Source organism: Rhizobium mulingense, assembly GCF_029194105.1.
Lineage (GTDB): Bacteria > Pseudomonadota > Alphaproteobacteria > Rhizobiales > Rhizobiaceae > Rhizobium > Rhizobium mulingense.
Genome location: NZ_JARFVE010000002.1, coordinates 57,068 through 70,195 on the forward strand (window position 1 = coordinate 57,068; position 13,128 = coordinate 70,195).

At 61.1% G+C, this 13,128-nt stretch carries 14 protein-coding genes and 2 pseudogenes; 5 read left to right on the plus strand and 11 right to left on the minus strand.

Annotation, left to right across the window (positions count from 1 at the left end; genetic code table 11):
* Positions 1–33: 33 nt before the first annotated feature.
* Positions 34–789, minus strand: a complete 756-nt coding sequence (locus PYR71_RS00430) for an SURF1 family protein (protein ID WP_275617831.1) — start codon at positions 787–789, stop codon at positions 34–36.
* On the minus strand, positions 782–1,162 hold the full coding sequence (locus PYR71_RS00435; RefSeq protein WP_010029252.1) for a DUF983 domain-containing protein: 381 nt from the start codon (positions 1,160–1,162) through the stop codon (positions 782–784). The genes PYR71_RS00430 and PYR71_RS00435 overlap by 8 nt, the downstream gene beginning before the upstream one ends.
* Positions 1,163–1,280: 118 nt before the next feature.
* On the opposite strand from PYR71_RS00435, the gene PYR71_RS00440 reads away from it, so the two are divergent.
* Positions 1,281–1,922, plus strand: coding sequence for a chloramphenicol phosphotransferase CPT family protein (locus PYR71_RS00440; protein ID WP_275617832.1), 642 nt, complete (start codon positions 1,281–1,283; stop codon positions 1,920–1,922).
* Between the two features lie 146 nt (positions 1,923–2,068).
* Here the strand turns inward: PYR71_RS00440 and plsY are convergent.
* Positions 2,069–2,754: pseudogene (gene plsY, locus PYR71_RS00445) on the minus strand (glycerol-3-phosphate 1-O-acyltransferase PlsY).
* A gap of 32 nt (positions 2,755–2,786) precedes the next feature.
* Positions 2,787–3,265: pseudogene (locus PYR71_RS00450) on the minus strand (HIT family protein).
* 353 nt (positions 3,266–3,618) lie between these two features.
* Here PYR71_RS00450 and PYR71_RS00455 point away from each other — a divergent pair.
* The gene (locus tag PYR71_RS00455) at positions 3,619–3,882 is read left to right on the plus strand and encodes a hypothetical protein (protein ID WP_183918759.1); all 264 of its coding nucleotides are present in this window, start codon (positions 3,619–3,621) and stop codon (positions 3,880–3,882) included.
* Positions 3,883–3,994: 112 nt separating this feature from the next.
* On the opposite strand, the gene PYR71_RS00460 is transcribed toward PYR71_RS00455, so the two are convergent.
* The 6 genes from PYR71_RS00460 to coxB all read right to left on the minus strand — a co-directional run bounded on the left by PYR71_RS00460 (position 3,995) and on the right by coxB (position 9,299).
* The gene (locus tag PYR71_RS00460; protein ID WP_275617833.1) at positions 3,995–4,873 is read right to left on the minus strand and encodes a cytochrome c oxidase subunit 3; all 879 of its coding nucleotides are present in this window, start codon (positions 4,871–4,873) and stop codon (positions 3,995–3,997) included.
* A 60-nt stretch (positions 4,874–4,933) separates the two neighbouring features.
* Positions 4,934–5,542 (minus strand): cytochrome c oxidase assembly protein, encoded by a 609-nt coding sequence (locus tag PYR71_RS00465; RefSeq protein ID WP_275617834.1) that lies wholly within the window; start codon positions 5,540–5,542, stop codon positions 4,934–4,936.
* Positions 5,539–5,679 carry a hypothetical protein gene (locus PYR71_RS00470; RefSeq protein WP_004672998.1) on the minus strand — a complete coding sequence of 47 codons (141 nt, stop codon included), beginning with the start codon at positions 5,677–5,679 and terminating at the stop codon, positions 5,539–5,541. The genes PYR71_RS00465 and PYR71_RS00470 overlap by 4 nt, the downstream gene beginning before the upstream one ends.
* The gene (locus tag PYR71_RS00475) at positions 5,679–6,629 is read right to left on the minus strand and encodes a heme o synthase (protein ID WP_183918823.1); all 951 of its coding nucleotides are present in this window, start codon (positions 6,627–6,629) and stop codon (positions 5,679–5,681) included. Before PYR71_RS00475 ends, PYR71_RS00470 begins: the two co-directional genes overlap by 1 nt.
* Before the next feature lie 66 nt (positions 6,630–6,695).
* On the minus strand, positions 6,696–8,396 hold the full coding sequence (gene ctaD, locus PYR71_RS00480) for a cytochrome c oxidase subunit I (RefSeq protein WP_275617835.1): 1,701 nt from the start codon (positions 8,394–8,396) through the stop codon (positions 6,696–6,698).
* A gap of 18 nt (positions 8,397–8,414) precedes the next feature.
* Complete coding sequence (gene coxB, locus PYR71_RS00485; RefSeq protein ID WP_275617836.1) at positions 8,415–9,299, minus strand: cytochrome c oxidase subunit II; 885 nt, start codon at positions 9,297–9,299, stop codon at positions 8,415–8,417.
* Positions 9,300–9,614: 315 nt separating this feature from the next.
* Between coxB and PYR71_RS00490 the strand changes: the two genes are divergently transcribed.
* The 3 genes from PYR71_RS00490 (at position 9,615) to PYR71_RS00500 (ending at position 12,583) form a co-directional block, all read left to right on the plus strand.
* On the plus strand, positions 9,615–10,277 hold the full coding sequence (locus tag PYR71_RS00490) for an invasion associated locus B family protein (RefSeq protein WP_275617837.1): 663 nt from the start codon (positions 9,615–9,617) through the stop codon (positions 10,275–10,277).
* A 384-nt stretch (positions 10,278–10,661) separates the two neighbouring features.
* Positions 10,662–12,077 carry a metalloprotease TldD gene (tldD, locus tag PYR71_RS00495; RefSeq protein WP_275617838.1) on the plus strand — a complete coding sequence of 472 codons (1,416 nt, stop codon included), beginning with the start codon at positions 10,662–10,664 and terminating at the stop codon, positions 12,075–12,077.
* 14 nt (positions 12,078–12,091) lie between these two features.
* A complete protein-coding gene (locus PYR71_RS00500) occupies positions 12,092–12,583 on the plus strand; it encodes a GNAT family N-acetyltransferase (protein WP_275617839.1) in 492 nt (163 codons plus the stop codon).
* A gap of 44 nt (positions 12,584–12,627) precedes the next feature.
* On the opposite strand, the gene PYR71_RS00505 is transcribed toward PYR71_RS00500, so the two are convergent.
* Positions 12,628–13,125 carry an NUDIX hydrolase gene (locus PYR71_RS00505; RefSeq protein ID WP_275617840.1) on the minus strand — a complete coding sequence of 166 codons (498 nt, stop codon included), beginning with the start codon at positions 13,123–13,125 and terminating at the stop codon, positions 12,628–12,630.
* Positions 13,126–13,128: the final 3 nt, after the last annotated feature.

Below are 13,128 nucleotides of genomic sequence, written 5' to 3' on the forward strand. Positions count from 1 at the left end.
TCTAGCCCAATATGGCCAAGAATTGAAGCAATACTATTGCCGAGGCGACTTCCCTGACCTGCGGAACCAGGAGATCGCCACCACGACGACGAGCACGGCGGCCAGGCCGTACCAGGTCAGGGCATATTGCAGATGGTCGTTCGGCAGATCGACCTGGGTGACGCCGCCGATCGGCAGGCCGGCCGGATTGGGGGTGGAATCGGCATCGACGAAGAAGGGAAGGACGCGCCCCTTCTCCAGCCCGACGCTTTCGGCCATGACGTCGAGATCCTTCCAGTAGAAGATGTTCTTGGCGACGTCATTGTCCGGCACCAGCCGCGAGGGCTTGCCCGGAAGTTTTGCCCGCGCCAGGCCGGTGACGGTCTGCTGATCCGTCAACTGGCCCTGCATGCGCATTTCCGGCTCCTTGTTCTCATAGGGAACGAAACCGCGATTGACGAAGAGGACGCGCCCGTCGGCAAGCTCGAGCGGGGTATAGACATAAAAGCCGGTCTGGCCGCGCCAGGTGGCGAAGAAATGCCGCTCCTTGTTGTTGATGTAGCGGCCGGTGGCGGTGACCTTGCGGTATTCGATATCGCCGCCGCTCGCGGCCATCGCCTCGATGTCGGCCAGCGGCACCGGGGCGGCAGCCTGGCGCGTGGCAATATCGGCGAGCAGCCCCTCTTTCCAGTGGAGGCGCTCGACCTGCCAGGTGCCGAGCGAAATTAGGATGGCAAGCGCAATCAGCACCAGCATACCTGTTATGAGAGGCAGCCGGCGGCGCGGCATTACATGCTCTGCTTCAGTCACTCAGGCGTCCCTCGCGGGCATTGTGTCTGTATTGCATGGCGATCAGGATGCCCTTGAACCAGCGCAGCGTCAGAAGCGACAGGATGATCGTCAGCGGCCCGAACAGCAGGATATGCACCCAGATCGGCGGGCCGTAATTCACCTGCAGCCAGAGCACCATGCCGATGATGATAAAGCCGACGATAAGGATGACGAAGACGGCCGGACCGTCGCCGGAATCGGCGAAGGAATAATCGAGGCCGCAGGAGGCGCAGCGCGGCTTTACCCCGAGCAGGCCATCGAACAGCTTGCCCTGGCCGCAACGCGGGCAGCAGCCCTTGATGCCTGTCTTAACAGGGTCGACCGGGGGAAAATGAGCGCTGTCCTCGTTCATGCCACTCCTTCTGACAATTCCATGCTGCCTTAACTCTCCCATAAAGTATTCGCATCCCGAATGGAAATGCCTGCGCGACCTCCCTCAGCGATTCGCCCCAAACAGAAGAAGAAGACTGATGACCCATGACAGCCATGCCGGACAGATCATCATCCTGAACGGGGCGCCGCGCAGCGGCAAATCCAGCATTGCCCGGGCAATCCAGGAGGAATTCGAGGGGCCGTGGATCAACCTCGGCGTCGACAGCTACAATGCCATGACGCCGAAGCGCTATTTGCCCGGCATCGGGCTGAGGCCCGGCGGCGAGCGGCCGGAGCTGGAGGAGTTGATACCGTTCCTCTATGCCGCCCTTTACGAATCGATCGCCATTCATGCCGGATTGGGACTCAATGTGGTCGCCGATCTCGGCCATCACGACAGCTATTCGCGCCCGCTCGGCATACTTCCCGACTGCGCCCGGCGCCTTGAAGGCTTTTCCGTGCTGTTCGTCGGCGTGCGCTGTCCGATCGAGACGATCATGCAGCGGCGCGAGGTTGCCCAAGAAGGCCGCGAGAGGCTGTATCTCCGCGCCACCGAAGAGGTGTCGATCCCCGAACCGGTGCAGCGCTGGCAGGACGAGGTGCACCGGCCCGGGATCTACGACATGGAGGTCGATACATCCGTGCTGACCGCACTCGAATGCGCCGAGGCGATCCGCCAGCGCCTCGACCTCGGCATCCCCGAACCTTCGGCTTTCGAACGGATTGCCGGCGGGCGTTGAGATCGGCCCCTCATCCGGCTGCCGCAACCTTCTGCCACTCTGGGGACGAAGTGTTATGCCACGGCGTGTCGACTCCCCTCTTCTCCCAGCGGGAGAAGGTGCCCGTAGGGTGGATGAGGGGGCCGCAGACGGCCCACGTCGCCGCTCTAACTTTGCGACGCCGCTTTTGATTCCGGGCTGCCTTGCCCCAGGCGCGGCTCCATCCCTGACAGCAGCCGGCGAATGTTGGCGCGATAACGTATGATCACATAGGCACCGCCTAAGATCACCAGCAGCCGATAGGGCAAGGGCTGCTCGAGGCTGCAGATGAGAGCGATTGCAGTCAAAGCCGCCAGCATCGACCCGAGGGAAACAATCCTGAAGATGGCGAGCACGACGCCAAAAGTCGCAAGGGCGCCAAGACCGACCGGCCAGGATATTGCGAGCAGCAGGCCGAGCCCCGCAGCGACGGATTTGCCGCCTTTATAATTCAGCCAGATCGAACGGCTATGACCGAGCAATGCGGCAAGTCCGGCCAGGCAAACAGCCCAAGGTAGCCAAGCGTGCAGCTCAAGTGCGGCCGGCGGCATGTCGTGCAGCACTCTGTGGAGCCACGGATAAAACCAACGGGCAAACAGGATCGCTCCCGCGCCTTTTAGCACATCCACCAGAAGCACCGCCGACGCAGGCCATTTCCCCAGGGTTCGCAAGAGTTCGTTGCGCCGGTGGAACCGGAGCCGTGGTCGCGAATATCGATGCCTCTAAGCAGTTTCCCGGCAAGATAGCCCGTGGGCGTGGAACCGATGAGGTAGCCGATCGCCAATCCAAACAAACTCGCTGCCCAGAAAACCATGGAGCCTCCTCGATGCTCTACCTATCGGTGTATCATCGCATCGCCCTTCGCAATATTTCAATGGTCTCCGAGACGGACCGGCCTTGAACCGGCGGCGGCTCCGCGCGCTCGCAGAATTCGCGCCAGACGAACAGGGTCAGTTCGGCGCCATCCGTCGGGGTCTCTCCCGGTCCGTCGGCAAAACTCTGGAGGATGCGATATCGGCTGTCTTTCCAGAACAATTCCTCCACCCACTCATAGATCGGGATCACGTGGAAATGGATCGGATAACCGGGAGAGTGTCCGTAGCGGCCGATATAAACGCGTTGCGCTCCCAGTTTCCGCTTCAGTACGTCCTGAGCTGTCGCCAGCAACGGACCAAGCTCTTCAATGCGGCCTCGGACAAATCGGAAAGATCGTTCGTATCCGTCTTGGAGCTGATCATGAGATAGCCGGGAAGAGCGGAATTCATCCGATGGTTCACCAACCATCCATCCGTCTCGGCAATAAGAAAACGATCGGGGATCTGCAAATTGCCTACTCCTCTGCGAATTCGGGAGTTCTAGGGATGGAGCATTCTTGATCTCTCCCGGATCAAGCAAATGCTTTGTCGATCCCCGATCATGGGATGAGTGTCCGCCTCTTGCCAATCGCACGTCCCAGTCGCCGTCATGCTCAGGTTTGACCGACTTGACCCGAGCATTCGATGCGAAGTCCGGTAGCAAATGCTACCATGATTGCTTCTAATGCGAAGCTGGGGCCGGAAGCGACGAGAGCGTCGACATCTTTGCCATTTGCCGACGACGCTGCGCCCCGCCCATCCGGGTAATATCAATGTGATCAATCGCGGCGTAGTGTTCTATTTGGCTTTGAGCGGAGGATGCTATGCCTACCATATTGGCCTATCACGACGTCAAAGACGTCAAACATTGGCTCACTTCACCACGCCGCAAAGAGGTTTTCGAGCCCCTCGGCTGCACAAACATTCGTACGTTCGTCGATCCACAAGGATCCAACCGAGTTGGTCTGGTCATGGACGTCCCCGACATGGGCCGCCTGGAAGAATTTATGAAGTCCAAGCAAGCGGCGGATGCGATGGAATATGACGGAGTATTGCCGGAGACCTTGGTTATTCTCACTCAATCGTAGCGGGTAGTCAGGGGCCGCGCCGTGGGTCAAGCCCGGCGATGACGGAGCGTGGAGCCAAAGACAAAAAAGGCGGACCCGAGGCCCGCCCTTTTGTTTGAAGCTGACTTCCTGATCAGCCTGCGGCGACCGGAGCGCCCCAGCCGCCCCAAACGTAGATGCAGAAGAACAGGAACAGCCAGACGACGTCGACGAAGTGCCAGTACCAGGCGGCTGCCTCGAAGCCGAAATGCTGCTTCGGGGTGAAGTCGCCGCGAAGCGCGCGCAGCAGGCAGACCAGGAGGAAGATCGTGCCGACGAGGACGTGAAAACCGTGGAAGCCGGTCGCCATGAAGAAGGTCGCGCCATAGATCGAATTCTTGAAGTCGAACGGAGCGTGAGCATATTCGTAGGCCTGCACGGAAGAGAACAGGATGCCGAGCAGCACGGTCAGCGTCAGGCCCTGAATGAGGCCCTTGCGGTCATTGTGCAGCAGCGCATGGTGCGCCCAGGTCACCGTCGTGCCGGAGAGCAGCAGGATGACGGTGTTGTAGATCGGCAGGTGCCAGGGATCGAGGACTTCGATGCCCTTAGGCGGCCAGACGCCGCCAGTATAGGCCATGCGCGAGGCCTGGATCGCCTCGTTCGGAAACAGGCTGGCGTCGAAATAAGCCCAGAACCAGGCGACGAAGAACATCACTTCCGAAGCGATGAACATGATCATGCCGTAGCGCAGGTGCAGCGAAACGACGCGGGTGTGAGAGCCCTCATGGGCTTCCTTTACCGTATCGGCCCACCAGCCGTACATGACGTACAGAACCAGCACCAGGCCGATATAGAAGAGCCAGGGATTGGCGAGCTCGGCGCCGGCGAGCTTGAAGGAGCCGCCGTTCAGGTAACGCATATAGCAGACGCCGCCGATCGCCATGATGAAGGCGCCGAGCGAGGCGAGAATCGGCCACGGGCTCGGATCGATGATGTGGTAGTCGTGGTTCTTCTGATGCGCATCGGCCATGTGGCTATCCCCGAATGTCTTCCTCACTTCGCCCCCGGCATAGCCGGAAACGAGCCTTGATCAAAGTTTCTTTTCAATCTTCACCGTTCCACCTTCATTCGAAGCGACAGGCTTCGGACCCTCTTTCGGGTAGAACGTGTATGACAGCGTCACCGTGTGGATATCCTTCGATTCCACAGCCTTGACGATTTCAGGGTCGATATAGAACACGACCGGCATCTCCAGCTTCTCGCCCGGCTTCAGGTCCGTTTCCGTGAAGCAGAAACATTGCACCTTGTTGAAATAGGCGCCCGCCTCGCCCGGCGTGACATTGAACACCGCCTGGCCGCGCTGGGTTTCGTTCGACCGGTTCTCGGCGACGAAATTGACCTGGATGGTTTCGCCGATCTTCGGATTGACCTCGCGCTCGACCGGCTTGAAATTCCACTGCAGGCCGGGGGCGACATTGGCGTCGAAGGTGACGCGCATCTTGCGGTCGAGCACGACGCTCGACATCTGCTCGACGCGTTGCGTCGTGCCGTTATAGCCGGTCACCTGACAGAAGATGCGGTAGAGCGGCACGGCGGCATAGCTCATCGCGCCCATGCCGAAGACGAAGCTCAGGCACATCATGACGACGGCGCCGTTGTTGCGGCCCTGCTTCCTGGGTGCGGCGGCTTTTTCGCTCATCCGGCCATTCCCCCGCCGATCTTGACGATCGTGATCGCATAGAAGAGGACGACAAGGCCGGCCAGCACCAACCCGAGGGCGATGTTGCGGTTGCGGCGCGACTTCATCTGCTTTTCGGTGAGCTTGACCAGATCCATCAGAACCAACCTCCAGCGTGCGAAACCAAGACCGAAGCCAGCCGGTCGATCATCAGGGCTGAAAATACGGCGAAGAGGTAGAAGATCGAGAAGGCGAAGAGCTTCTTTGCCGGGATCATCTTCAGATCGCCGTCCGGCATGCGCCAGACGGCGATGGAACAGTAGATGAAGATCGCGCCGAGAGCGGCGGCGACGAGACCGTAGCCGAAGCTTGCGAAACCGAGGACGGAGGGCAGCACCGCGCAGATGGCGGTCAGCACCGCATAGGCGACGATCTGATGCTTGGTCACCCGCTCGCCGGCGACGTTCGGCAGCATCGGCACGCCGACGGCCTCGTAATCGCGCATCTTGAACAGGGCAAGCGCCCAGAAATGCGCCGGCGTCCACAGGAAGATGATCAGGAAGAGAACGGTGCTCTCGATCGTCACCGAATTCGTGACGCACGCCCAGCCGATCATCGGAGGAAAGGCGCCGGCGGCACCGCCGATGACGATGTTCTGCGGCGTCGAGCGCTTCAGCCACATGGTGTAGATGACGGCGTAGAAGAAAATGGTGAAGGCAAGGATGCCGGCCGACAGCCAGTTGACGGCAAGGCCGAGAATGACCACCGAAAAGCCCGACAGCACCAAGCCGAAGGCGAGCGCCTCCGACGGCGCGACGCGGCCGGCCGGAATTGGGCGCTTGGCCGTGCGGCTCATGACGGCGTCGATATCGGCGTCGTACCACATGTTCAGCGCGCCGGAGGCGCCGGCGCCGACGGCGATGCAAAGGATGGCGATCAGGCCGAGGACGGGGTTGATGTGGCCCGGCGCCAGCACCAGGCCGGCAAAGGCGGTGAAGACCACGAGCGACATGACCCGTGGCTTCAAGAGCTCGAAATAATCGCGCGCGCTCGCTTCCGACATTTCGCCGTCCTCTGCAAGCGCCTCGTGATTGTCGATAACCGTCATCATTCCGTCCTGAATTTCCTTACGCCGGACGCCGTATGGAATGCGGCGTCCGGTTTTCCGCACGCTTTACTTGATGCGCGGCAACTGTTCCCACTGGTGATAGGGCGGCGGCGAAGGCAGCTGCCATTCCAGAGTCGTCGCACCCTCGCCCCACGGATTCTCGCCGGCGATGCGCTTCTTGGCGAAGGCTTCGAAGACCGAGACGAGGAAGATCAGCACGCCGAAGGCCGAGATGTAGGAGCCGATCGAGGAAACATAGTTCCAGCCGGCAAAGGCATCCGGATAATCGATGTAGCGGCGCGGCATGCCGGCGAGACCAAGGAAGTGCTGCGGGAAGAACACCAGGTTGACGCCGATGAACATGACCCAGAAATGCAGCTTGCCGAGGAACTCGTTGTACATGTAGCCGGTCATCTTCGGGAACCAGTAGTACCAGCCGGCAAAGATCGCGAAGACGGCGCCGAGCGACAGAACGTAGTGGAAGTGAGCCACGACGTAATAGGTGTCATGCAGCGACCGGTCGAGACCGGCATTGGCAAGCTGGACGCCGGTGACGCCGCCGACCGTGAACAGGAAGATGAAACCGATCGCCCAGAGCATCGGCGTGCGGAACGAGATCGAGCCGCCCCACATCGTCGCGATCCAGGAGAAGATCTTCACGCCCGTCGGCACGGCGATGACCATGGTGGCGAAGACGAAGTAACGCTGCGCATCAAGCGACAGGCCGACCGTGTACATGTGGTGGGCCCAGACGACGAAGCCGACGGCGCCGATTGCGACCATGGCGTAGGCCATGCCCAGGTAGCCGAAGATCGGCTTCTTCGAGAAGGTCGAGATGATGTGGCTGATCATGCCGAAGCCCGGCAGGATGAGAATGTAAACCTCGGGGTGACCGAAGAACCAGAACAGGTGCTGGTAGAGGATCGGATCACCGCCGCCTTCCGGAGAGAAGAACGAGGTGCCGAAGTTGCGGTCGGTCAGCAGCATGGTGATGCCGCCCGCCAGAACCGGCAGCGACAGCAAGAGCAGGAAGGCGGTGATCAGCACCGACCAGGCAAACAGCGGCATCTTGTGCAGCGTCATGCCGGGGGCGCGCATGTTGAGGATCGTGGTGATGAAGTTGATCGCACCGAGGATCGACGAGGCGCCGGCAATGTGGAGCGCGAAGATCGCCAGGTCGACCGCCGGTCCCGGCGTGCCGCTCGTTGCCAGCGGCGGATACATCGTCCAGCCGCCACCCGTGCCGTAGGCGCCGGCCGGACCTTCGACGAACATCGACAGAAGCAACAGCGCGAAGGCCGGAACGATCAGCCAGAAGGAGATGTTGTTCAGGCGCGGGAAGGCCATGTCGGGGGCGCCGATCATGATCGGCACCATCCAGTTGGCGAAACCGCCGATCATCGCCGGCATGACCATAAAGAAGATCATGATCAGCGCGTGCGCGGTGGTGAACATGTTGAACATTTGCTTGGCGCCGTCGATGGCGGCATCGCCCTCATAGCCGTAGACCATCGAGGCCAGGCCGTGGAAGATCTGGATGCCCGGCTCCTGCAGCTCCATGCGCATGGCCACCGACAGCGCGCCGCCGATGATGCCGGCGATGATCGCGAAGATCAGGTAGAGCGTGCCGATGTCCTTGTGGTTGGTCGAGAACAGCCAGCGATTGACAAAGCTCGGCTTGTGCCCGTGATCATGGTGATCGTGATCATCATGTGCATGGTCGTGGCGGGCGTGAGAATGATCGTCGTGAGCGGAAGGTCCAGCCATTGTCCCGATCCCCTTTGATTACTGTGCTTCGGCGACGTCGACGGTCTTTGCGGGACCATCGGTTGCGGCCATGAGTGTCTTGTAGGCGCCGGGCAGGTCGCTGGCGGCTGCGCTCAGCCACTGCTTGTACTTGTCCTCGGAGACGACGCGGATGGCGATCGGCATAAACGCATGGTCCTTGCCGCAGAGCTCGGAACACTGGCCATAGAACAGGCCTTCGCGCTCGGCCTTGAACCAGGTCTCGTTCAAACGGCCCGGCACGGCGTCGATCTTGATGCCGAAGGACGGCATGGCGAAAGCGTGGATGACGTCGGTCGGCGCTGCGGTCACGAGGACGCGCACCGTCTTGTTGACAGGCAGGACCAGCTCGTTGTCGACGGCCAGAAGCCTGGGATAGATCGACTTATCTTCCTTGCCGGCAGCGGCGCGATCCTGATCCTTCAGAAGATAGGAATCGAAGGCGAGCGGGCTGTCGCCCGAACCTTCATATTCATAGTTCCACTGCCACTGCGTGGCGGTCGCCTTGATCGTCACATCGGGGTTTTCGGGCAGCGTCAGCTGCGCCGTCAGCAGGTTGAAGGAGGGTATGGCGAGAAGGAGCAGCACCAGGACCGGCCCCACGGTCCAGATGACCTCGATCAGGGTGTTGTGGCTCGTCCTCGAAGGCACCGGATTAGCGCTGGCGCGGAACTTGAAGCAGACGACGATGAGCAGGATCAGAACGAAAAGCGTGATCGGAACGATAAACCACAGGGTATATTGTTCGAACCAGTGGATTTCCCGCATGATCGGCGTCGCCGCCGGCTGCAGCGTCGCCTGCCACGGCTTCGGCTGGTCGGCATATGTGCCGGAAGCAAAAAGCAGACAGACCAGCGCGGTCAGAGCTGCATAAGCCTTCTTCATCACCTTATTATCTCCCTCGAGCGCTTGACCTGCAAAACCAACGCAGAATCCTTGCCATCTTCAGCGCTTCAAACCACAGTTTGGCATTTGCCGCAACAGGCCAGAGCAATTGTCTATGCGGCATTTTTGCTTAAAGAGCAGGCAGGCGCGGACGGCAAAACATCCCAAGTTTTTCATCAGCATATGAAAAAACGCCTTTCCGGCCAATCCGGCCGCCGCACATTCTTGTCGAAAGGTCCAATTTCTGCCGCAGTCCCCCGGTTTTCACGGGGTGGGGCTTTTCATTTTCGGTGGGCAGCTTCAACAATAGCCGCAATGATTCGATATCCAGAGGTTTTCATGGGTTTCCGTTCCCTCGCGCAGTCGCTCGTCGTGACTGCCAGCATCGCGGCTGCCACGGCGACGCCCGTTTTCGCACAGCAACCCGCCCCCTCCCCGGCCGCGCCCACCGCGCCAGCCCCGGCCGCCCCTGCCCCCACCCCGCAGCAGCCGAACGCCTCCACCCCGAAAGTCGAACCGGTGACGCCCGGCCAGACGCAGCCGCAGGCGCCGGGCACGGTGAAATCCAATCATGGCGCCTGGTCTGTTGTCTGCGACAAGCCGGCCGGCGCTTCGGCCGAACAATGCGCGCTGATGCAGAACGTCATCGCCGAGGACCGGCCGGAAGTCGGGCTTTCCGTCGTCGTGCTGAAGACGGCCGACCGCAAGTCGAAGATCCTGCGCGTGCTCGCACCGCTCGGCGTGCTCTTGCCGAACGGCCTCGGCCTCAATGTCGACGGCAAGGATATCGGCCGCGCCTATTTCGTGCGCTGCTTCGCCGATGGCTGCTATGCCGAGGTCGTGCTCGAGGACGAGTTGCTGAAGACCTTCCGCAGCGGCGCCCAGGCAACCTTCATCGTCTTCCAGACCCCGGAAGAAGGCATCGGCATCCCCGTCGACCTCAAGGGTTTCGCTGAGGGTTTCGATGCGCTGCCGTGAGGGCATGCGAGCGCGGCGCCACTAGGCTCGTCTTCCAACTTCCCTCGCTGCACGCGCTCCAAAGGCTCATCCCACCCTCCATCATACTCAGGCTTGACCCGAGTATCCACGCGGCATCCATCAGTGGGCGGGTATGGATCCTCGGCTCAAGGCCGAGGATGACGGAGGATGGGGTGACGTTCCAGTCAAGCTTGACGCTGGCGCGGGGGCGCCCCTGAACGTAAAGCGAAAAACGCTTTACATCTCCTTCGCGCACACTCCCATCTCCTGAGATGAACTTGCCCATCAAAGAATAATTCGGCCGCAGGGCTTCACTCCTTGTAAGGTAGAACCCTATCTAGGGAGTAAGCGCATTCCCGAACGCATGCCCATTGGAGCCAGACCATGACCACCGATCTCCTGACGCTTTTCGATGCCGACGACGCCACCATGCGCGGTCTGGTCGCCGAAGCCTTGTCCGGCGCCGATGACGGCGAGCTCTTCATCGAGCATGCGCAGGCCGAAGCGCTGACCTTCGACAATGGCCGGCTGAAGGGTGGCAGCTTCAATACCGAGCAGGGTTTCGGACTGCGTGCCGTTGCCGGTGAAGCGGTCGGCTACGCGCATGCGGGCGATCTTTCCGTCACGGCGTTGAAACGGGCCGCCGATGCCGTCAGTACGGTCACGCGCGGTTATGCCGGCAGCTATGCTGCAGCACCCCAGCGGACCAACCGCAAGCTCTATACCGACGAAAATCCGATCGGCTCGCCGAGCTTCGAGGAAAAGGTGAAGGTGCTGACCGAGATCGACGCCTATTTAAGGAACAAGAACGATAAGGTACGGCAGGTGACGGCTTCGGTCGCGGCAAGCTGGCAGATGGTCGACATCCTGCGCGCCGACGGTCATCGCGTGCAGGATATCCGGCCGATGACGCGCATCAATATCTCGGTCGTGGTCGGCGAAGGCGATCGGCAGGAAAGCGGCTCCTATGGCCAGGGCGGCCGCATCGGTTTCGGCGATTTCATCGCAACGGGAAGCTGGAAGTTCGGCGCCGACGAGGCGCTGCGCCAGGCGCTCGTCAATCTCGAGGCGATCGATGCGCCGGCCGGCACGATGGATGTCGTTCTCGGCTCCGGCTGGCCGGGCGTGATGCTGCACGAGGCGGTCGGTCACGGGCTGGAAGGCGATTTCAACCGCAAGAAGACGTCAGCCTTTGCCGGCCTTCTCGGCCAGATGGTGGCAGCACCCGGTGTCACCGTCGTCGACGACGGCACGATCGACAACCGCCGCGGCTCGATCACCGTGGACGACGAGGGCACTCCGTCCGGCTACAATGTTCTGATCGAGAATGGCAAGCTCGTCGGCTATATGCAGGATCGGCAGAATGCCAGGCTGATGGGCATGGCGCCCACCGGCAACGGACGCCGCCAGGGTTATGCGCATGTGCCGATGCCGCGCATGACCAACACCTACATGCTCGGCGGCGACAAGACGCCTGATGAAATCATCGCCTCGGTGAAGAAGGGTATCTATGCCGTCTCCTTCGGCGGCGGCCAGGTGGATATCACCTCCGGCAAGTTCGTCTTCGGCTGCACCGAGGCCTACCTGATCGAGAACGGCAAGGTCGGCGCGCCCATCAAGGGCGCGATGCTGATCGGCAACGGGCCCGATGCGATGAAGCGGGTCACGATGATCGGCAACGACATGAAGCTCGACACCGGCATCGGCAATTGCGGCAAGGGGGGCCAGTGGGTTCCGGTCGGCGTCGGTCAGCCGCATCTGCGGATGGATCAGGTGACGGTCGGCGGCACGCAGACCTGAGGCGGGAGGAGCCGATGGCGGAGATCGAAATCAGACCTTTTGCCGAGGGCGACGCCGATGACGTGCTGTCGGTGATCCTGCCGATCCAGCGCGAAGAATTCGGCATCGACATCACCGCCGATGCGCAGCCGGATCTGAGGGTCATCCCGGATTTCTACCAGTCCGGCAAAGGCCAGTTCTGGGTCGCGGTCAAGGACGGCGTCATCGTCGGCACTCTGGGCTTGAAGGATATCGGCCACAATCAGGCGGCGCTGCGCAAGATGTTCGTCGCCGCCGAGGTTCGCGGCCGCGAACATGGCGTGGCGGCGCGGCTTCTCGATCACCTGTTTGCCCACGCCAGGGATGCCGGCCTCACCGATATCTTCCTCGGCACGACCGACAAATTCGTCGCCGCCCATCGTTTCTACGAGAAGAACGGCTTTACCGAAATTGCCAAAAGCGCCCTGCCCCGGGCCTTCCCGCTGATGGCGGTGGATAGCAAGTTCTACCGATATAAGGTCGGGTGATGAAACAGAGGATGCGGCTCCGAAAACCGCTCTAGGCTTCGGCATCACGCTTTAGGCGGTTTCATCACCGTTTTTTCAACCTTGCCCAACAAGCTTTTCAGTTCGGGCTCGCGAACGAGAACCGCGGCTTCGAGCGGCGGCAGCCATCGGCTGCTCCGTTGTTTTTCCTCTGGAAAGTTCTCGTCTATTTCCCGGGCTTTCAGGAGATGGACCTGAACGACCGAGGGAACGCGCTCACCGTTGGCGCGCGTCTTAATATAGGTATAGAAGCCGAAGGGGCGCTTCTTGGCCTTACCCTTCACACCGGCTTCCTCCCATGCCTCGCGCTCGGCAACCTGATGGGGCGCGAGCTTGGCGATAGGCCAGCCTTTCGGAATGATCCACCGGCCAGTTTCGCGCGATGTGATCAGCAGAACCTGCACCGCGCTGTCGCCGACTTTTCGGTAGCAGATCGCCGCAAACTGCTCGATCGCTTCCCCGCGAAACAGCTGCTCGGTCGCGCCTGCGAGCCGGCCGAGATAGGACCTAGCTTTCTTCGGCATTCG